This window comes from Micromonospora echinospora, assembly GCF_900091495.1.
GTDB classification, from domain to species: Bacteria; Actinomycetota; Actinomycetes; order Mycobacteriales; family Micromonosporaceae; genus Micromonospora; species Micromonospora echinospora.
The window spans coordinates 3,820,908-3,840,579 of record NZ_LT607413.1; the positions used below are offsets into that span (position 1 = coordinate 3,820,908).

General features: G+C 73.2%; 20 protein-coding genes and 1 riboswitch. Of the genes, 9 read left to right on the forward strand and 11 right to left on the reverse strand.

All coding sequences use genetic code 11. The features are described from left to right. Positions 1-30: 30 nt before the first annotated feature. A complete protein-coding gene (locus GA0070618_RS17420) occupies positions 31-621 on the reverse strand; it encodes an ECF transporter S component (protein WP_088982580.1) in 591 nt (196 codons plus the stop codon). Between the two features lie 76 nt (positions 622-697). Then, positions 698-803: riboswitch (TPP riboswitch) on the reverse strand. Positions 804-1,129: 326 nt separating this feature from the next. On the opposite strand from GA0070618_RS17420, the gene GA0070618_RS17425 reads away from it, so the two are divergent. The 5 genes from GA0070618_RS17425 (at position 1,130) to GA0070618_RS17445 (ending at position 6,568) form a co-directional block, all read left to right on the forward strand. Next, the gene (locus GA0070618_RS17425) at positions 1,130-2,083 is read left to right on the forward strand and encodes a permease (protein ID WP_088985607.1); all 954 of its coding nucleotides are present in this window, start codon (positions 1,130-1,132) and stop codon (positions 2,081-2,083) included. Further along, positions 2,084-2,818, forward strand: a complete 735-nt coding sequence (locus GA0070618_RS17430; protein ID WP_088982581.1) for a TIGR03943 family putative permease subunit — start codon at positions 2,084-2,086, stop codon at positions 2,816-2,818. A 56-nt stretch (positions 2,819-2,874) separates the two neighbouring features. Then, positions 2,875-3,705, forward strand: coding sequence for an alpha/beta fold hydrolase (locus GA0070618_RS17435; protein WP_088982582.1), 831 nt, complete (start codon positions 2,875-2,877; stop codon positions 3,703-3,705). Positions 3,706-3,965: 260 nt separating this feature from the next. Continuing rightward, on the forward strand, positions 3,966-4,469 hold the full coding sequence (locus GA0070618_RS17440) for a DUF6328 family protein (protein WP_088982583.1): 504 nt from the start codon (positions 3,966-3,968) through the stop codon (positions 4,467-4,469). Positions 4,470-4,594: 125 nt separating this feature from the next. After that, on the forward strand, positions 4,595-6,568 hold the full coding sequence (locus GA0070618_RS17445) for an acyl-CoA dehydrogenase family protein (protein WP_088982584.1): 1,974 nt from the start codon (positions 4,595-4,597) through the stop codon (positions 6,566-6,568). Positions 6,569-6,670: 102 nt separating this feature from the next. Here GA0070618_RS17445 and GA0070618_RS34050 read toward each other — a convergent pair whose 3' ends face one another. From GA0070618_RS34050 to GA0070618_RS17480, 8 genes are all read right to left on the reverse strand, one after another. Next, positions 6,671-6,838, reverse strand: coding sequence for a hypothetical protein (locus GA0070618_RS34050; RefSeq protein ID WP_170107768.1), 168 nt, complete (start codon positions 6,836-6,838; stop codon positions 6,671-6,673). A 9-nt stretch (positions 6,839-6,847) separates the two neighbouring features. Next, positions 6,848-7,453, reverse strand: a complete 606-nt coding sequence (locus GA0070618_RS17450; protein WP_088982585.1) for a hypothetical protein — start codon at positions 7,451-7,453, stop codon at positions 6,848-6,850. A 90-nt stretch (positions 7,454-7,543) separates the two neighbouring features. Beyond that, positions 7,544-7,948 carry a Fur family transcriptional regulator gene (locus GA0070618_RS17455; protein WP_088982586.1) on the reverse strand — a complete coding sequence of 135 codons (405 nt, stop codon included), beginning with the start codon at positions 7,946-7,948 and terminating at the stop codon, positions 7,544-7,546. Between the two features lie 67 nt (positions 7,949-8,015). Beyond that, complete coding sequence (locus tag GA0070618_RS17460; RefSeq protein WP_088982587.1) at positions 8,016-8,315, reverse strand: ArsR/SmtB family transcription factor; 300 nt, start codon at positions 8,313-8,315, stop codon at positions 8,016-8,018. Between the two features lie 43 nt (positions 8,316-8,358). Further along, complete coding sequence (locus GA0070618_RS17465; RefSeq protein ID WP_088985608.1) at positions 8,359-9,225, reverse strand: metal ABC transporter permease; 867 nt, start codon at positions 9,223-9,225, stop codon at positions 8,359-8,361. Beyond that, positions 9,222-9,986, reverse strand: a complete 765-nt coding sequence (locus GA0070618_RS17470; protein ID WP_088982588.1) for a metal ABC transporter ATP-binding protein — start codon at positions 9,984-9,986, stop codon at positions 9,222-9,224. Before GA0070618_RS17470 ends, GA0070618_RS17465 begins: the two co-directional genes overlap by 4 nt. After that, positions 9,983-10,969, reverse strand: a complete 987-nt coding sequence (locus tag GA0070618_RS17475) for a metal ABC transporter substrate-binding protein (RefSeq protein WP_088985609.1) — start codon at positions 10,967-10,969, stop codon at positions 9,983-9,985. The genes GA0070618_RS17470 and GA0070618_RS17475 overlap by 4 nt, the downstream gene beginning before the upstream one ends. 236 nt (positions 10,970-11,205) lie before the next feature. Further along, the gene (locus GA0070618_RS17480) at positions 11,206-11,463 is read right to left on the reverse strand and encodes a DUF6703 family protein (protein WP_088982589.1); all 258 of its coding nucleotides are present in this window, start codon (positions 11,461-11,463) and stop codon (positions 11,206-11,208) included. Positions 11,464-11,491: 28 nt separating this feature from the next. Between GA0070618_RS17480 and GA0070618_RS17485 the strand changes: the two genes are divergently transcribed. From GA0070618_RS17485 to GA0070618_RS17495, 3 genes are all read left to right on the forward strand, one after another. Beyond that, a complete protein-coding gene (locus GA0070618_RS17485) occupies positions 11,492-11,833 on the forward strand; it encodes an antibiotic biosynthesis monooxygenase family protein (RefSeq protein ID WP_088982590.1) in 342 nt (113 codons plus the stop codon). A gap of 25 nt (positions 11,834-11,858) precedes the next feature. Further along, positions 11,859-12,407: a hypothetical protein gene (locus GA0070618_RS17490; RefSeq protein ID WP_231931778.1), complete on the forward strand. Its 549-nt coding sequence runs from the start codon at positions 11,859-11,861 to the stop codon at positions 12,405-12,407. 315 nt (positions 12,408-12,722) lie between these two features. Beyond that, positions 12,723-14,102, forward strand: a complete 1,380-nt coding sequence (locus tag GA0070618_RS17495; protein WP_088982591.1) for a glycine--tRNA ligase — start codon at positions 12,723-12,725, stop codon at positions 14,100-14,102. Between the two features lie 175 nt (positions 14,103-14,277). Here GA0070618_RS17495 and GA0070618_RS17500 read toward each other — a convergent pair whose 3' ends face one another. Continuing rightward, positions 14,278-15,231, reverse strand: coding sequence for a hypothetical protein (locus GA0070618_RS17500; protein ID WP_088982592.1), 954 nt, complete (start codon positions 15,229-15,231; stop codon positions 14,278-14,280). A gap of 267 nt (positions 15,232-15,498) precedes the next feature. Here GA0070618_RS17500 and dusB point away from each other — a divergent pair, with 267 nt between their 5' ends. After that, positions 15,499-16,665: a tRNA dihydrouridine synthase DusB gene (gene dusB, locus GA0070618_RS17505; RefSeq protein ID WP_088982593.1), complete on the forward strand. Its 1,167-nt coding sequence runs from the start codon at positions 15,499-15,501 to the stop codon at positions 16,663-16,665. A 72-nt stretch (positions 16,666-16,737) separates the two neighbouring features. On the opposite strand, the gene GA0070618_RS17510 is transcribed toward dusB, so the two are convergent. Beyond that, positions 16,738-19,584, reverse strand: a complete 2,847-nt coding sequence (locus tag GA0070618_RS17510) for an AfsR/SARP family transcriptional regulator (RefSeq protein WP_088982594.1) — start codon at positions 19,582-19,584, stop codon at positions 16,738-16,740. Positions 19,585-19,672 lie beyond the last annotated feature (88 nt).

Below are 19,672 nucleotides of genomic sequence, written 5' to 3' on the forward strand. Positions count from 1 at the left end.
CCTCCGGCCTGCCTCCGGCGCTCGGACGGGTCAGACGCGGGTGCGGTCGCGGGCGGCGGGAAGGTGGGCCAGGGCGCCGGTGCGGGCCAGGGCGGTGGTCAGGGCGTGCCCGCCGGCACCGGCGACGATCGCGGCGCTGACCACGGTGAGCAGCGCGTACGGGATGCGGTAGCTGGTCAGGTCGTACTTGGCGTTCCAGACGAAGAAGTCGAAGATCGCCGCGCTGACACCGGTCAGTGTCCCGGCGAGCAGCGCGGTCGGCAGCCGGAACGAGCGGTAGCGGAACGCGGCGAAGGCCAGTTCCGCGCCGAGCCCCTGGACGATGCCCTGCGGGATGACCGTGCCGGCCCACTGGCTGCCCAGCAGCGCGGAGAGCACCGCCGCCACGGTCTCGCAGTACAGGGCCGCGCCGGGCTTGCGGATCACCAGGCCACCGACCACGGCCGGCATCAGCCAGACCGCGTAGGTCAGGGCCTGCGCCGGCGGGAAGAAGGCGAACGCGCCCTCGGTGGCGCTCCAGACCAGGCCCCAGGCCCAGAAGATGACGCCGAAGGCCACCGCGATCACCGAGGCGACCACGATGTCGATGGTGCGCCAGCGGGGGTTGTCGAGCTTGCTCATGGATACGTGCTCCCAGTCCGTGTGCGAACCAGGCAAGACGCACGCCGTACGCCCGGTGGCACCGGACGACGACGCGGCTGGAGGCTGACCGAACTCCCTGCGCTGGCATTACCCAGATCAGGTTCGAGGGTCTGCGGGCGGTGCCCGCACTCTCAGCGCTGTGCGCTCCCCTGTCGGATGTGAAGTTGTCAGCGCAGACGCTAGCACCGGGACGGGCCGTAACCCAGGGGCGATGTCGCGCCGATGACGTCGGCCACGTCACGGTCCGGGTTAGGGTGGGGCACTCCCCGTACCCGAGTCCGTCGATCCGGAAGGGACGACCGTGACCTCTGCCGACCAGGCCACGCCGGGTTCCGGCGCACCCGGTACGACCGGCCAAGCCGCTGGGGTCGACGCGCCCGCCGGGGTCGACGCGCCCGCCGGGGTCGACGCGCCCGCCGGGAGCGGCCGGACGGTCCCGGCGCCGGCCGCAGCGGGGGAGAGCCCGGCGGGCGGGCCGGGCCGGTGGCTGCGCGGGCGGATCGGCTCGGTGGAGGTCCTGGCCGCGCTCCTGGTCCTGCTGGTGGCCTTCCGGGAGCCGATCGCCACCGCGATCTCCGCGCCTCGTCTCCAGACCTGGACCACCGTCTTCGTCTCGGTCATGGTGCAGGCGATGCCGTTCCTGGTCTTCGGGGTGCTGCTCTCGGCGGTGATCGCGGTCTTCGTGCCGCGCTCGTTCTGGGCCCGGGCGCTGCCCCGGCACCCCGCGCTCGCGGTGCCGGTGGCCAGCGCAGCCGGCGTGGTCCTGCCCGGGTGCGAGTGCGGGTCGGTGCCGATCGCCGGGTCGCTGATCCGCCGAGGCGTCACCCCGGCCGCCGCGTTGGCCTTCCTGCTCGCCGCCCCGGCGATCAACCCGATCGTGCTCACCGCCACCGCGGTCGCCTTCCCCGCCAACCCGGAGATGGTCCTCGGTCGGGGCCTGGCCAGTTTGGTCGTCGCCATGATCATGGGCTGGCTCTGGCTGCGGCTGGGCCGCACCGACTGGATCCGGCTGCCGCACCGTCCGGACCTGGACGGCCTGGGCCGGGGGGCCGCGTTCTGGTCGGCGGTACGCCACGACGTGGTCCACGCCGGCGGGTTCCTGGTACTCGGCGCGATGGCCGCCGCCAGCATCAACGTGCTGGTGCCGGAGCGCTGGTTGCAGACCCTGGCCGACGACCCGGTGCTCTCGGTGCTGGCCCTGGCGGTGCTGGCCGTCCTGCTCTCCATCTGCTCCGAGGCGGACGCCTTCGTCGCCGCGTCGCTGTCCCAGTTCTCGTTGACCTCCCGGCTGGTGTTCCTGGTGGTCGGTCCGATGGTGGACCTGAAACTCGTCTCGATGCAGGTCGGGGCCTTCGGCCGGCGGTTCGCGTCCCGGTTCGCCCCGGCCACCTTCGTGGTCGCCGTGCTGGTGGCCGTCGGCGTGGGAACGGTGGTGTTCTGAGTGAACCGACAGGCCCAGGCGGTCGTCCTGCTGCTGCTCGGGGGTGCGGTGCTGCGGGCCAGCCTCACCGACCTGCACCTGCGCTACGTCAAGGCGGGGCTGCAACCCTTCCTGGTCGCCGCCGGGCTGCTGCTGGTGGCCGCCGCCGCGATGACCCTCTGGTACGAACTCCGCCCCGACGTGGACGACGACCCGGTCGACCACGACGAGGGGCACGACGACCACGGGCACGGCCACCACGGGGCGCGGGTCGGCTGGCTGCTCATCCTCCCCGTGCTCGGGCTGCTGCTGGTCGCCCCGCCGGCCCTCGGCTCGTACGCCGCCGGGCAGGCCGGGACGGTGCTGTCCGACCGGGCGACCTCCGACTACCCGCCGCTGCCCGAGGGGGACCCGGTCCGGATCACCGTGCTGGACTACGCCTCCCGGGCGCTGTTCGAGCAGGGACGGTCCATCGGGGACCGTCGGGTCCAGCTCACCGGTTTCGTCGTCACCGGTCCGGACGGGCAGCCGATCCTGGCCCGCATGATCCTCTCCTGCTGCGCCGCCGACGGCCGCCCGGTGAAGCTCGGCCTCACCGGTGACGTCCCCGCCGGCCTGGCCGACGACACCTGGGTCGAGGTGACCGGCCGCTACACCGACCGGATCGGCCGCGACCCCGTCAACGACGCGGAGGTGCCGTACCTGGAGGTCGAGTCGTGGCGTCAGGTGCCGACCCCGAAACAGCAGTACGAGTAGGCCCGTCGCCGTTGCGGTGTCCGTTCCGGCGCATCCGGCGACGGTAGGCTCCGGTCATGAGGATCGATGTGCGCGGGCTGACGTTCGAGGTGCACGCCGACGGCCCGGACGACGGCGAGGCGGTGCTGCTGCTGCACGGCTTCCCGCAGCACAGTGGCGAGTGGGTCGACCTGCTGCCGGCCCTGCACGCCGCCGGGCTGCGGACGTACGCGCTGGACCAGCGGGGCTACTCGCCCGGCGCCCGACCGGCGGCGGTGGAGGCGTACCGGCTGGCCGAGTGTGTGGCCGACGCGGTCGCCGTCCTCGACGCGCTCGACGTCCCCGCCGCGCACGTGGTCGGCCACGACTGGGGCGCGATCGTGGCGTGGGCCCTGGCCGCCGGGCATCCGGATCGGGTGCGCACCCTCACCGCCGTCTCCGTGCCGCACCCGGCCGCGATGGCCCGGACCATCGCCGGGGACCGGCGACAGAAGGCCCGGTCCGCGTACATGGGGCTGTTCCGTAAGGAGGGCACGGCCGAGAAGGTGCTGCTCGCCTGGCAGGCCGCCGCCCTGCGCAAGCTGCTGGGCGGGGTGGGGAACCGGGAGCGGATCGACACGTACGTGCGGCCGATGCGGGAGCCGGGCGCGCTCACCGCGGCGCTGAACTGGTACCGGGCGATGTCCGGGCGGGAGCTGGTGGCCACCGGGCCGGTGTCGGTGCCGACCACCTACGTCTGGAGCGACGGGGACACCGCGGTCGGCCGGACCGCCGCCGAGGCGTGTGCCGCGTACGTCACCGGTCCCTACCGGTTCGTCGAGCTGACCGGGGTCAGCCACTGGATTCCGGACGAGGCGCCGGGTGCCCTGGCCGAGGCCGTCCTCGTGCAGGTGGAGGCGGTCCGGTGAGCGGCCCGGTGGACGCCCCCGGAGGACGGCACGCCGGTCGGTTGCGGCGCGGGACCTGACCGGAGGCCGTCCTCCGTCGTCGGCTCCGGGGCCGCTGTCCGGTCGGTCTCGGGTGTCCGGTGGTGTCCGGTCCGTCACTCGGCCGCATGGTCCGGAAGCAGACATGTGAATGCGTTTCGTGGCACGTGGCGCGGGGCAATCGCTGTGCTGCCGGCAGGGGTCGTAACCGCCGGTTCTGGTCCTCGTGCGGAGGTGGCGGTTTGTCCAAGGAAACCGAGAAGCAGCGTTGGCAGCGCAACTTCGCCGACCTGCTGCAGGAGCTTCGGGTCGCCCAGACGGGCGTGCAGATCCTCTTCGCCTTCCTGCTCACCCTGCCTTTCAGCGCCGGCTTCGACGACACCACCGGGTTCCAGAAGGACGTCTACGTCGTCGCGCTGATCGCCGCCGCCGCCGCGACCGCGATGATCATTTCGCCGGTGGCGTTCCACCGGGCACTGTTCCGCCAGGGCCGGAAGCCGGAACTGGTCCGCTTCGCCCACCTGATGGCCAGTGGCGGGCTCGCCTTCATGCTGGTCTCGATGGTCAGCGCGGTGCTGCTGATCACCGACTTCATCCTGGACCGGCCGATCGCCTTCCTGCTGAGCGCGATCACCGGCCTGTGGTTCCTGACCTTCTGGGCGATCCTGCCGTTCGCCCGACGCAACTGGGGTGAGGACGACCTCGACGACGATGACGACGACCCGGCTCCGGGTCGGTGCGACTGATTCCTCCCGGTAACGCCACTGGCAGGGCTTACGCGACGCTACGCCTGGGTAACCACAGGGGTGGCGTCGTTCCCTGTCTACCCCGGGGACGGCGCGCGAGGCGGACCGAGGTACGAGGGGGCAGCATGAGCGCCACGCAGCACGACCGTCCGGCGTCCCACCCCGACGGGGTGGGGCCACTGCCGAAGGAGGCGGGGCAGGTCTCGGAGAAGGAGGCCCGGCAGGTCGCCGAGGCGGCCCGCGAGTCGGCCTGGGACCGGCCGAGCTTCGGCAAGGAACTGTTCCTCGGTCGGTTCCGGCTCGACCTGATCGACCCCTGGCCGCGTACCGACCCGGCGGAGGCCGCCCGCGCCGACGAGTTCCTCGCCACCCTGCGGGCCTACCTGGAGTCCGAGGTGGACGGGGCGGCGATCGAGCGGGACGCGTCCATTCCGGACGAGGTTTTCCAGGGCCTGGCCCGGATCGGCGCCTTCGGCATGAAGATCGACCCGGCGTACGGCGGTCTCGGGCTGAGCCACCTGCACTACTGCCGGGCGCTGATGCTGGCCGGCTCGGTCAGTCCGGCGATCGGCGCGCTGCTCAGCGCCCACCAGTCCATCGGCGTGCCGCAGCCGCTGAAGATGTTCGGCACCGAGGAGCAGCGGCAGCGCTTCCTGCCCCGGTTGGCCGCCGGTGAGGTCTCCGCGTTCCTGCTCACCGAGCCGGACGTCGGCTCGGACCCGGCCCGCCTGGGCACCACCGCCGAACCGACCGCCGACGGCACCGGCTACCGGCTCAACGGGGTGAAGCTCTGGGCCACCAACGGCACGGTCGCCTCGCTGCTGGTGGTGATGGCCCGGGTGCCGGCCGGCGAGGGCGGCCGGGGCGGCATCACCGCCTTCGTGGTCGACGGCGACGCCGAGGGGATCACCGTCGAACGGCGCAACGCCTTCATCGGGCTGCGCGGTCTGGAGAACAGCCTCACCCGCTTCCACGACGTCTTCGTGCCGAAGGAGAACGTCATCGGCGGCGAGGGACGAGGTCTGAAAATCGCCCTCAGCACGCTCAACACCGGTCGGCTCTCGCTGCCGGCGATGTGCGTCGGCGCCGGCAAGTGGTCGTTGAACGTGGCCCGCCAGTGGGCCGCCGACCGGGTGCAGTGGGGGCGTCCGGTCGCCGAGCACGAGGCGGTCGCCACCAAACTCTCCTTCATCGCCGCCACCACGTACGGCATGGAGTCCATGCTGGACCTCTCCTGCCTGCTCGCCGACGACGACCGCAACGACATCCGGATCGAGGCCGCCCTGGCCAAGCTCTACGCCAGCGAGATGGCCTGGCGGATCGTCGACGAACTGGTGCAGATCCGGGGCGGACGGGGCTACGAGACCGCCGAGTCGCTGGCCGCCCGGGGGGAACGCCCGGCCGCCGTCGAACAGCTCCTCCGCGACCTGCGGATCAACCGGATCTTCGAGGGCTCCACCGAGATCATGCATCTGCTGATCGCCCGGGAGGCGGTCGACGCGCACCTCTCCGTCGCCGGGGACATCATCGACCCGGACGCCGGGCTCGGCCGCAAGGCCCGCGCCGGGGCCCGCGCGGGCGCCTTCTACGCCCGCTGGCTGCCCACCCTCGCGGTCGGCCGCAGCCAGGCGCCCGGTGCGTACGCCGAGTTCGGCCCGCTCGCCGGCCACCTGCGGCACGTCGAGAAGACCTCCCGGAAGCTGGCCCGCTCGACCTTCTACGCGATGTCCCGCTGGCAGGGGAAGATGGAGCGCAAGCAGGCCTTCCTCGGCCGGATCGTGGACATCGGGGCGGAGCTGTTCGCCATGTCGGCGGTCTGCGTCCGGGCGCACGCCGAACGGGACACCCACCCCGAGGGGCGCGAGCTGGCCGACCTGTTCTGCCGGCAGGCCCGGCTGCGCATCGAGGCCCTCTTCACCAACCTCTGGTCGAACACCGACCCGGTGGACGTGGTCGCCGCCCGGCGGATCGTCGCGGGCCGGTACGCCAGCCTGGAGGAGGGCGTGCTCACCCCGCCGGACGACCTGCCCTGGGTGGCCCGTTGGTCACCCGGCCCGTCCACGGCACCGGACGTCCGCCGCCGCATCCCGCCCCGGTAACCGTCCACGCCCGGGTGGCTGCCCCGCGCCGGGTGGCTGCCCGGTCCCGGCCCCTGCCGGGCTCCCGCGGTGCTCCCGCCGGACCCTGTCGGGCCGGTGGGGTCAGCGGTTGACCGCCCAGACCAGCACGGCCACCAGGATGATCCCGTTCAGCACGCCGAGCACCACGTACGCGGTGGAAGGCATCTTCTGCCCGCGCCGGGCGAGACTCATCAGGTAGCCGGCGTAGCCGAACAGCAGCAGGGCCATGACGATCAGGAAGTAGAGCACCGGTCGACCTTAGCGTTTCGTCCGCAGGCCGAGTTCACGCAGTTCCAGGGCGGCGAGCGCGTCGACGGTGTCCGGGTCCCCGCGCCGCCACGCCTCGGCCACGTCCGGGGCGATCCGGGTGAGCCGGCCCAGCGGCTGCCCGGCCAGCGCCCGCAGGGCGAGCAGGTCCCGGCCGGCGGGCGCGGACCGCAGGGCCGCCGCCGCGCCGGCCCGGCGCATCCAGCGCAGGCGCAGCGGCAGCCAACCGAACAGCACCAGCCCGAGCGGGAACACCAACACCGCCACGGCCAGCGCCCACGCCAACTGGTCGACCAGTTCCTGCTGGTCACGCCCGGCGTCGGCGACCGCCCGGGCCGCCTCGGCGGCCCGCTCGAACGGGGTGGTCAGCTCGTCGCCGACCAACGGGACCCGGCCGATCTTGCCGCTGGCGTCGGCCAGGTTCTCGGCCAGGCCGCCACCGGCGCCCTCCAGCTTCTGCCCCGGTACGGCGAGCCGCTGCACCAGGTCGTGCAGCCACATCGCGCCCCGGATCGCGGCATACACCCAGGCGACGACGAGCAGGTCGGTGACGAGTTGGCGGGCGGCGGTGGGAAAACGGTCGGCGTAGATCCTCACGCCGCACAGCGTGCCACGCGACACGTCCCGCCGCTGACCGCGCCGGAGCACCCCACCGCCGGCCCGCCCGCGCCCGGCCCGGCGGTCCGGTCAGCCGGCGGCGGCGCAGGACGGGCAGGTGCCGAAGATCTCCAGGGTGTGGCTGACGTCGGAGTAGCCGTGCTGGGCGGCCACCCGGTCGGCCCAGGTCTCCACCGCCGGGCCGGCGACCTCCACCGTCCGCCCGCACGAGCGGCAGACCAGGTGGTGGTGGTGTCCCTCGCTGCACCGGCGGTAGAGATGCTCACCGCCGGGCGGGCGCATCACGTCGATCTCGCCCGCGTCGGCCAGCCCCTGAAGGGTCCGGTAGACGGTGGTCAGGCCGACCCGCTCGCCCCGCTCGCGGAGCATGGCGTGCAGGTCCTGTGCGCTGTGGAAGCCCTCCACCTCGGCGAGCAGCGCACTGACCGCCGTGCGCTGCCGGGTGTTGCGCACGGCCGTACCGCTCTCGCTCACGCCGCCGTCTCCCTCGCCCCGACTCCGGCCCCGGGCCCGGCCCCGCTGGTCCGCTCGCTCTGGTCGCTCATGTCCCCTCCCCGGCGTGGCTGACCGCGTCGGCCACGATGTGCGCGACGTGCTCGTCGACCAGGGCGTAGGCGATCTCCCGGCCCCGCCGGGAACCGCGCACCACACCGGCTCCGCGCAGCACCCGCAGGTGCTGGGAGACCAGGGGTTGCGTCGCGCCGAGCTTCTCCACCAGTTCGTGGACACAGCGTTCACCCTGGGCGAGCTCGCTGACGATGGCCAGCCGGATCGGCGCGGAGAGGGCGCGCAGCAGGTCTCCCGCGCCCTCGTACGCGTCGTATCCGTTGGTGCTGGTCACCCTGCAACGGTAACCAATGCCGGCACGACCGGGGGGACCAGGATCAGCCCAGCACCACCTCGTGCGGCTCCGACGCCGCTGGCGCGGCCGGCGTACGTCGTCGACGCAGGGCCCGCCAGGCCGCCGCGCCGACCGCGACGACGAGGAAGGAGGCTATCGCGAGCACCACCACCGACGCGCCGGGGGCCGTGTCCGCGACCGCCGCCACCCAGACTCCACTGCCGGCGGCCAGCAGGCCGACCGCCATCGCCATCGCCATCGTGCTGCGGAACCCCCGGGTGACCTGCTGCGCGGTGGCCACCGGGACGACCATCAGCGCGCTGATCAGCAGGACGCCCACCGCCCGCATGGCGATCGTGACGGTCACCGCCGTGGTCACCGCCAGCAGCAGGTTGAGCGTACGGACCGGCAGGCCGGAGACCCGGGCGTACTCCTCGTCGTGGCAGACCGCGAAGAGCGCCGGGCGCAACGCGACCATGACGACCAGCACCGCCACCCCCAGCACCGCGATGGTGACCAGGTCCGTGCGCGAGGTGGTGGTCAGCGCGCCGAACAGGTACGCGTTCAGGTTGGCGTTGCTGGCGTCGGAGAGCCCGACCAGCATCACGCCACCGGCGATGCCGCCGTAGAAGAGCAACGCCAGCGCCAGGTCACCGGAGGTACGACCACGCTCCCGGACCAGCTCGATGACGACCGCGCCGAGGGTGGCGGCGAGCACCGCCATGATCACCGGCGACTGGTTGAACAGCAGGCCGGCCCCGACCCCGGTCAGGGCCACGTGACCGATCCCGTCACCGATCAGCGCCAGCCGGCGCTGCACCAGGTAGATGCCGAGCGCCGGGGCGGCGAGACCGATGATCAGCGCGCCGACCAGGGCGCGGAGCATGAAGTCGTACTGGAAGAGGCTCACGGCGTGCTCCACAGCCCGGCGGGCTCCTCGGGACCGTGCGGGTGCACGTGGTCGTGGTCGGGGTCCGCGTGGTGACCGGCCGGCTCCGGGACCGCGCCGTCGTGCGCGATGCCCCCCTGGTGGACGACCACCGCCCGGCTGATCAGCGGACGCAGCGGACCCAGCTCGTGGGCGACCAGCAGCACCGTCCCGCCACCGGTGACGAACCCCCGCAGCGCCTCGGCGAAGGCCTCCTGGCTCACCGCGTCCACCCCGGCGGTCGGCTCGTCGAGCACCAGCAGTTCCGGCTGCCCGGCCAGCGCCCGCGCGATCAGGGTGCGCTGCTGCTGCCCGCCGGAGAGGGTCGCCACCGGGTCACCGGCCCGGTCGGCGAGCCCGACCGCGCGCAGCGCCCCGGCGACCGCCGCCCGGTCGGCGCGACCGGCCGGACGCAGGATCCCCCGCCGGGCCAACCGCCCCGAGGCGACCACCTCCGCGACCGTCGCCGGTACGCCGCTGCCGGCTCCGAGGCGCTGCGGGACGTACCCGATGCGGTGCCACTGCCGGAAACGGCGCAGCGGCGTGCCGAAGAGGGTGACCCGCCCGGCGCCGAGCGGTACCAGGCCCAGCACGGCGCGGATCAGGGTGGACTTGCCGGAGCCGTTGGCCCCGAGCACGGCGACGACCTCACCGGCGGAGATCGCCAGTGAGACGTCACGGAGCACGGGGCGGCCGTCGTAGCCGACCACCCCGTGCTCCACGGTGACGACGGGTTCGCTCACGAGCAGCCCAACGCCGTCCGCAGGGTCTCCAGGTTGCTGCGCATCACCGAAAAATAGTCCCCACCGGTGTTGTCGGCGGAGAGACCCTCGATCGGGTCCAGTACCGCCGTCTTCGCCCCGACCTCCCTGGCGATGGTCTCGGCGACCTTCGGGCTGACCAGGGTCTCGAAGAAGATGGTGGTGGCCTTGTGCTCGCGGGCCTCCTCGGTGACCTCGGCGAGGCGCTGCGGGGACGGCTCGTTCTCCGGGCTCAGACCGGAGATCCCGATCTGCTCCAGCTGGTAGCGCTCGGTCAGGTAGCCGAAGGCGGTGTGGCTCACCACGATCTCCCGCCGCTGGCAGGTCTTCAGCCCCTGGGTGAACTCGGCGTCCAGCTTCTCCAGCTCGGTGCGGAGCGCCTTGGCCCGCGCGGTGTAGTCGGCCGCCCGGTCCGGGTCGGCCGTGCCGAGCCGCTCGGCGAGCTTGTCGGCGATGGTGGCCAGCCGGGTCGGGTCGAGCCAGACGTGCGGGTCCTTGGCGCCGTCGGTCTTCCCGGCGGGCTCCGCCTTCTCCTCCTCGTGACCGTCCTCGCCCTCGTGACCGTGGTCGTGGTCGTGCCCGCCGGCCGCGGCGTCCAGGAGCGGCTGCACGGTGGTCACGTCGAACACCCGCTCCCCGCCGTTCTGCTCGACCGCCTCGTCCACGGCCGGCTGGAAGCCCTTGAGGTAGACGACCAGCTCGGCTTCGCTGACCTGGCCGACCTGCCCCGGGTTCAGCTCCAGGTCGTGCGGCTCCGCGCCGGGCTTCGCCAGGTTGACCACTGTCACCGCGTCCCCGCCGACGCGTTCGCTGACGAACTCCAGGGGGTAGAACGCGGCCACCACGTCGACCCGCTGCGGGTCTGCGCCGGCCACCTCGTCCGAGGAGCAGGCCGTGACGGCACCGAGAGCGAGCAGGGCGGAGGAGGCGGCGGCCAGGACACGCGGAGTGGAACGGATGTTCATGTTCTCCACCTTCCGCTGCAACGACAATGATTGTCAAAAACGCATGCTTGCATGTGAGGTGGTGGCAGGTGGTAGCAGGGGACCCCTGTTACCGCTTTTTGATGAGGAAGGGCCCCCTGCAACCACCACTGGAGCCCGACCACCCGATCCCGGGCGGGCGTGGGCACCGGGCACCGGCGGGTTGACCAGGAGGCGCGGCGGGCGCGGCGGAGCGTGGCAGCGTGTGGCGGGGCGGCTCAGAGCAGCTTGGCGAGCGCGACGGCGACCAGCAGGGTGAGCATGAGCAGCCGGATCAGCCGGGTCGCCGGAGTCTGCACCGGCCAGGTCAGCCGTAGCAGCGTGACCAGCGCGGCGGCCAGCAGCAGGAGCAGCACCCCGCCGAAGAGGCCCGGCGTGAGCAGGCCCACCAGCACCAGGGCGAGCGCGGCCAGGAAGACCCCGGTCGGATTCACCCGGGACAGGCGGGCCAGCAGAGGGCTCTGCGTACGCTGCATCCCACAGACTCTACGAGGAGGACGCCCGGTGCTCGTCACCAACCGGTTCGTGGTCGAGGAAGACGTCGCCCCCGCCTTCACCGAGCGGGCGCACGCCGCCCTCGCCGCGCTCGCCGCCCGCCCCGGCTACCTGCGCGGCGAACTGCTGCGGGCGCTCGACGACCCGCGCCACTGGTGCCTGGTCACCGAGTGGGAGTCGGTCGGGGCGTACCGGCGGGCGTTGGGCGGGTTCGACGTCAAGGTCCAGGCCACCCCGCTGCTCGCCGAGTCCGTGGACGAGCCCTCGGCGTACGAGACGTTGGCCAGCGCGGGACCGGACGGCGCGGTGACGATCTCCACGAGTGATCGGGCCGCTGGGCCGTACCGCTGACGCGCCGGGCACTACCCTCTCCGGTATGACCGCACCCGGACCGGCAGCCCCGTCGCCGTACCCCGTGCTGCCCGGCCCCGACGGGCCGGGAGGGCAGGGCGTACCCGCACCACCGGCCGGCCCCGGGGTTGCCCCGCCGTTCGCCGCCCCGCCCACCGAGGGACGCAGCGTCCGCATGTGGCTCGGCCTCGGCGCCGGGGGCCTCGCCGTGCTGCTCTGCTGTGGCGGCGGGACGGCGACCCTGGTCGGGCTCGCGGTGTCCGGCACCGAGGCGCTCGACGAGCAGGGCCGCGCGGTGACCGGCGACTACTACCGGGCGCTCGTCGACGACCGGTTCGCTGAGGCGTACGACCTGCTCTGCCGCGACCTGAAGCAGCGGGAGTCCCGGCCGGAGTTCGAACGGCGGGTGACCGCCGAACCGGCGATAACCTCCTACCGGGTGGGCAGCCTCGACCTCAACGATCTCACCGTGCCGGTCGACGTGACCCTCGACGGGGGCGGCCGGGAGACCCAGCAGGTGACCCTGGTGCAGAGCACCACCACCGGGCAGTTCGAGGTCTGCGGGGTGAGCTGACCGGCCCGGATCGCCCAGGCCGCTACCCGCGTGGTGGACCGGTCCGTCCGTCGTGCCGTGACTCCGTCCGCTCGCGGTGCGGCGTCGCCCGGTCGGTCGTGCGGTCTCGCCCTGCGTCCGGTGTCGCCTCGCGTCCGGCCGTGCGGTGTCGCCTCGCGTCCGGCCGTGCGGGCCACGTCCGGCCCGCCACGCGGGTGGGCAGCTCACCGGGAGTATCCTGCTGGGCTCGGGGCGGTGGTGGTCGTACCGTAAGTCCCGAACCTGTCCGGAATCACTCCCTGTCCCCGCCGACCGCCAGCCGGCGTAGGAGGAAACATGCCCGCCGACCGTATCGACGCCGTCGTCAGCCTCGCCAAGCGCCGGGGCTTCGTCTTCCCCTCCAGCGAGATCTACGGGGGTACCCGGTCGGCGTGGGACTACGGTCCGCTCGGCGTGGAGCTGAAGGAGAACGTCCGCCGGCAGTGGTGGAAGACCATGGTCCAGCAGCGCGACGACGTGGTCGGTCTCGACTCGGCGGTGATCCTGGCCCGGGACGTCTGGGCCGCCTCCGGCCACCTCGACGCCTTCGTCGACCCGCTGACCGAGTGCCAGTCCTGCCACAAGCGGTTCCGGGCGGACCACCTGGAGGAGGCGTACGAGGCCAAGCACGGTGCGCCGCCGGCGTCCCTCGCCGAGCTGAACTGCCCCAACTGCGGCAACAAGGGCACCTTCACCGAGCCGAAGATGTTCAACGGCCTGATGAAGACCTACCTCGGCCCGGTCGAGAGCGACGAGGGGATGCACTACCTGCGTCCCGAGACCGCCCAGGGCATCTTCGTCAACTACAACAACGTGGCGACCACGGCCCGTAAGAAGCCGCCGTTCGGCATCGCGCAGACCGGCAAGTCGTTCCGCAACGAGATCACCCCCGGCAACTTCATCTTCCGTACGCGTGAGTTCGAGCAGATGGAGATGGAGTTCTTCGTCGAGCCCGGCACCGACGAGCAGTGGCACGAGTACTGGCTCGCCGAGCGCTGGAACTGGTACGTCGACCTGGGGCTCTCCGAGGAGAACCTGCGCTTCTACGAGCACCCGAAGGAGAAGCTCTCGCACTACTCGAAGCGGACCGTCGACATCGAGTACCGCTTCCGCTTCGGGGGCACCGAGTTCGCCGAACTGGAGGGCGTGGCCAACCGGACCGACTTCGACCTCTCCACGCACAGCAAGCACTCCGGCGTCGACCTGTCGTACTTCGACCAGACCAAGGGCGAGCGCTGGGTGCCGTACGTCATCGAGCCGGCCGCCGGCCTCACCCGGGCGGTGCTCGCCTTCCTGCTCGAGGCGTACGACGAGGACGAGGCCCCGAACACCAAGGGCGGCGTGGACAAGCGCACGGTGATGCGTTTCGATCCGCGCCTGGCTCCGGTGAAGGTCGCCGTGCTGCCGCTGTCGCGCAACGAGGCGCTCTCCCCGAAGGCCAAGGGCCTCGCCGCCGACCTGCGCAAGCGCTGGGTGGTCGAGTTCGACGACTCGCAGGCGATCGGCCGTCGTTACCGCCGCCAGGACGAGATCGGCACCCCGTTCTGCGTCACCGTCGACTTCGACACGCTGGACGACGACGCGGTGACCATCCGGGACCGGGACACCATGACCCAGGAGCGGGTCGCCCTCGACCAGGTCGAGCGTTACCTGATCGAGCGACTCCCCGGCTGCTGAGCGACAGCGGCGGCCCTGGTCGGTTGGTAGCAGGGGGCCCTTGTTACCGCATTTCTGCGGAGCAGGGGCCCCTGCCGGCACCACGGACGGAGCGGCGGGGGCGCTGCCGGCACCACGGACAAGGCGGCGTCACATGATGCCGCGCAGCCCTGGTCGCCGGAGATCGTCAAGATCGTCAACGGGCTGGCGACACCACGACTCCGACGCTGGCGCCCAGCCCGCGCCGGGAACGGTAGGTGTCCTCGACGGTCCGCCGCACCTGCTCCGCCATGCCGCGGATGTGCGCCGGGGTGAAGTGCAGCACGAGGATGCCGTGCCGACCCAGCTCGTTGTGCCGGCGCAGCGTCCGGGCCCAGTCCTCGGGCGAGAAGTGGAACTCCCGCGAGTCCACCTCCAGGGCCACCGCGGCGTCGTCGAGGTAGCCGTCCGGCGTGGGTAACACGCTGCCGTCCGTGGTCCGGAGCTGCGGATTCCAGTGGATCTCGGGCAGCACCCGGCTGGCGGCGAGGCACTGCCGCAGCTCCGCCTCCGGTGCCGACCGCGCACCGGCGACGACCTCCGCGAACGCCCGGCGTACCAGGGCGGTGCTGCTCCGTCGGGCCCGGGTGATCTCCTCGTCGAGCGAGATCAGATCGGTGAACTCACGCTGGATCGCCTCGGTCACGATGGCCCGCACCGGCCGGATCTGCCGCATGCGGCGGGCCGCGTCCACCACCGACCGGGCCGGCGAGCAGACCGGGTAGAGCCGGGTGCGCCGGGCCTGCTCGTCGAGGGCGAGCGCCCGGGTGATCACCACGTGCCCGGTCGAGCGGCGGCGCGCGCGGTGCGGCACGACCAGATGGACGTCCGACGTACGGGGAGCCTGGCGGAAGCCGTACCAGCTCAGTGCGGTCAGGCCGGTGAGCTGGGCGTCCGGTCCCGCGTAGAGCGCGGCGGCGATCCGCCGTTGCTCGTCGGTCAACGTGCCGCTGACCAGCGCGTAGGTGGCCGGGAGGACGCGCTGCCAGATGCCCCGTTTGGTCTGGCGGCACATGTGGTTGTCGTCGAACCCGGCGGCGAGCAGTTGCGCCCGGCTGACGATCTGCTGCTGGAGTTGCGTGGTCTCTTCGAGGGTGCGGCGCTGGTCCATGCCGGCAGGGTGCCGGCGCGCCGGGCACTCCGTCCGCCCCACCGGCCCCGGCTGTGGACAACCGGGCCTCCTGTGGACAACCCCCGCTCACCGGCCGTCGTGTGCTATGCGCGGGCCGGACGCCGGGCGGTTGCAGGGAGGTCGGGTGGTTGCCGGACGCCGGGCGGTTGTGCAGGGAGGTGGGTGGTTGCCGGGCGGTCGGGTGGTTGCAGGGGTCCCCTGCTACGCAAAAAGCGGTAACAGGGGACCCCTCCTTACACTTGAGCGGTGAGTGGAGCAGGGGTGTCGGGTGGGTTGCGGCTGGGGCGGCACGAGGTGTGGCCGCCGGTGGTGCTCGCGCCGATGGCCGGCATCACCAATGTCGGGTTCCGCCGGCTCTGTCGGGAACAGGGCGGTGGCATCTACGTCTGCGAGATGATCACCACAACGGCCCTGGTGGAGCGGAACCCGAAGACGCTGCGCATGATCGCCTTCGGCTCCGAGGAACGGCCGCGCAGCCTCCAGCTCTACGGCACCGACCCGGAGACCACTGCCGCGGCCGTGCGCATCGTGGTGGAGAAGGACCTCGCCGACCACATCGACCTGAACTTCGGCTGCCCGGTGCCCAAGGTCACCCGTCGGGGCGGTGGCGCGGCGCTGCCGTGGCGGCGTCGGCTCTTCGCCCGGCTGGTGAAGGCCGCCGTGGACGCCGCGTCGCCCGCCGGGGTGCCGGTCACGGTCAAGATGCGCAAGGGCATCGACGACGACCACCTGACGTACGTCGAGGCGGGGCTGGCCGCCCAGGAGGCGGGGGTGGCCTGGGTGGCCCTGCACGGGCGGACGGCCGCGCAGCGCTACTCCGGCACCGCCGACTGGGACGCCATCGCCACCCTCAAGCAGGCGCTCGACGTCCCGGTGTTGGGCAACGGCGACATCTGGGAGGCCGACGACGCGCTGCGGATGGTCGCGCACACCGGGGTGGACGGGGTGGTGATCGGACGCGGCTGTCTGGGCCGGCCGTGGCTCTTCGCCGACCTGCACGCCGCGTTCGACGGCCGGCCGGAGCGGCGGCTGCCCACCCTCGGCGAGGTGGCCATGACCATGCGCCGGCACGCCGCGCTGCTGGTGGAGCAGTTCAGCGCCGGGTCGCGGACGCCGGCCCGGGGTGAGCGGGACGGCTGCACCGACTTCCGCAAGCACGTCGCCTGGTACCTGAAGGGCTTCCCGGTCGGCGGTGAGCTGCGCCGTTCCCTCGCCATGATCGAAAGCTTGGCGCAGCTCGACGACCTGCTCGGCAAGCTCGATCCGGCGGAGCCGTTCCCGCTCGGCGCGCTCGGCCAGCCCCGGGGGCGGACCAACTCGCCGGGCAAGGTGTTCCTGCCCGACGGCTGGCTGGCCAGCCGGGACGACGACAGCGTCCCCGAGGGCGCCGAGCTGGCCGACTCCGGCGGCTGAGATCCCGGCGAGGTCGGTCGGTGGCGGACGGATGAGGGTGTTCGAGCACCGTGGACAGATCGTCGCCCGGGGCTACGACGACGAGTCGCCGTCGGTCAGCCGGTGGAGGAACTCCCGGACCGCCTCCCGGTCCATCGTCAGCCCGACCTCCCGGGCACGGGCGTACGCGGCCGGGGAGAGCGGGGTGGTGACCGCGGCGATCTCGCGGGGGCTGTCGTACGGGTCCATCAGCTCGGGGGAGTAGCCGGCCCGGCCACCGATGCCCGCCACCGCGCCGAGCAGGACCGCGCCGTCGGTGGCCCGACCGGTCATGCCGAGCGTCCCGGCGAGCAGGTGCAGGGCGGCCAGCCAGCCGGTCACGTCCTCCAGGTCGTCCAGCCCCCGGACGGCGGTCAGCGCCGCCCGGTACGCCTCGTCGGCCGCTCCGGCGTCGGCCGCCACCTTGGCCCGGAACCAGTGCGAGGAGCTGACCGACCAGCGGTAGCCGATGGCGTTCCCGACCCGGATGGCCTCGTCCAGGGTCGCCGCGGCGGTCGCCAGGTCGCCCCGGGCCCGGGCCAGGTAGCCGTTGGTGGAGAGCGCCTCGGAGAGCAACCAGTCCGCACCGGACCGGCGGGCGAACCGTACCCCGTTCTCCCCGGCCGCCGCCGCCTCCTCGGCCCGGCCCCGCATGGCCAGGTCGTACGCCTGGTAGATGTAGGCGCGCGCGACGGGGGCGGGGTCGTCGGCGGTCAGGGCGAGGTCGAGTGCCGCCCGGTTGGCCGTGCCACTCTCCTCCAACCGTCCGGCGAGGTAGAGCAGGGAGGCCAGCGCGGTCAGCGCGCGGGCCCGGTCGACCGGCGGCGCCTCGGAGGTGGCGTCGATGGTGTCCCGCAGCCAGCGGATCCCCTCGCGCAGGTGACCCCGGTGGTACCAGTACCAGGACAGGTCGGTGGCCAGCCGCATGCCGGCCAGTGGCTGGTCGGCGGCGAGGGCGAACGCCAGGGCGGCCCGGGTGTTGGCCTGCTCGGCTCCGAGGGTGCGGTACCAGCGCAGCGCGTCCGGACCGCGGAGCCCCCGGTCGGCGGCGCGCGCCAGGTCCAGCGCCCAGTCCAGGTGCCGGTGCCGCAGCCGCTCCCGGTCGACCGGGCCGAGCAGCCGGTCGGCGTACGCGCGGAGGATCTCCAGCATCCGGTAGCGGCGTGGCGCGGCCCCGGCCCCGGTGGTGGCCACCAGCGAACCGGTGATCAGACCGGTGAGCGGGGTCAGGACGTCCGCGCCCGCCCCGGCCACCGTCTCGGCGGCGTCCAGGTCGAAGGTGTCGGCGAAGACGCTGAGCCGGGCGAACAGGTCCCGTTGGGTGCCGTCCAGCAGGCGGTAGCTGTTGTCGATGGCCCGCTCCAGGCTGCGGTGCCGCTCCGGCAGGTCGGCTCGGGTGCCGGTGATGGCCAGGGAGTGGCCGAGCCGGTCCAGGATCTGCGCCGGGGAGAGGACCGCCATCTGAGCGGCGGCCAGCTCGACGGCGAGCGGCAGGCCGTCCAGTCGGGCGCAGATCCGGGTCACGACCTCGTGTTCCTCCGGACCGCACGTCCAGTCCGGGGCGACCGCGCCGGCCCGGTCCAGGAAGAGTTCCACCGCCATCGTGTCGACCGGCAGCGGCGGCACCGGGAACCGGCGCTCGCCGCCCACCCCAAGCGGGCGCTGGCTGGTCGCGAGGACCCGCAGGCCGGGCAGGTCGGTGAGCAGCCGCAGTACGACGTCGGCGAGCGCCCCGGCCAGGTGCTCGCAGTTGTCCAGCAGCAGCAGGACCTCGGCGTCGCCGACCGTCGCCGCCACGGCGTCCAGGTCGGAGAGGACGGCCAGCCCGAACGCCTGCGCGACGGTCGCCTCCAACAGGCCGGCGTCGTGCAGGCCGGCCAGTTCGACCACGTACACCGGCTGGGGCAGCCGGCGGCAGACCTCCCGGGCGAGGCGGGTCTTCCCGCTTCCGCCCGGCCCGGTGAGCGTGACCAGTCGGTATGTCGCCAACCGCTGCCGGATCTCGTCCAGCTCGCGGTCCCGCCCGACGAACCGGTCCAGGGGCAGCACCAGCCGGGGCCGTACCGATCCGGCGGTCGGCGGCGTGGCGGCCGGGTACGCGGGCGTCGGCGTGGCGGGTCCGGCCGGCGATACCGTGACCGGTGCTCCCGGTGCCGGGGCGGTGAGCAGCTCCGGGTCCTGTCGCAGGATCGCCTGGGCGAGCGCGGCGAGCTCGTCACCGGGGTCGAGGCCGAAACCGTCGACGAGCAGCCGCCGGGCCTCGTGGTACGTGGCCAGCGCCTCGCTCTGCCGGCCGTCCCGGTACAGCGCGAGCATCAGGTGCGCGACGCCCCGTTCCCGCAGGGGATGGTCGGCGACGATCGCGCGGGCCGCGGCGACGCCGCCGGTGACGTCCCCGAGGGCGAGCATCGCCTCGACCCGGGTCTCGGCGGCGACCAGGCGCAGCTCACCGAGGCGGGCGATCTCGGCCTGGGCGAAGGGCGCGTCGGTCACGTCGAGCAGGGCCGGACCGCGCCACAGCGCGAGCGCCTGCTCGGCGGCCCGGTGACCGGCCGAGGGATTCCCGGTCGCCAGGGCCGCGCGTCCCTCGGCGAGGAGCCGCTCGAACCGGCGTGCGTCGATCATGTCCGGCTCGGCGACGAGCCGGTAGCCGGCGGGGTGCCGGCACAGGGTCTCGGCCCCGAGCACCCGGCGCAGCCGGGACACGTACGTCTGGAGCGCGTTCACCGCGCTCGGCGGCGGCTGCTCGCCCCAGACCGCGTCGACCAGTCCCTCCACCGAGATGATCCGGTTCGCCTCCAGCAGCAGCGCGGCCAGTGCCGCCCGCGGCTTGGGGCCACCGATGGCGAGACTCCGCCCGCCGTCGGTGACCTCGGTCGGCCCCAGGACCCGAAACTCCACGATTCCCCCTCACGGCCACCGGCCGTCCCCGCCGATGGTCCATGTCGCACAGTCGCCGGCTCTAGTCCCGGACGCCTCGACGGCTCCG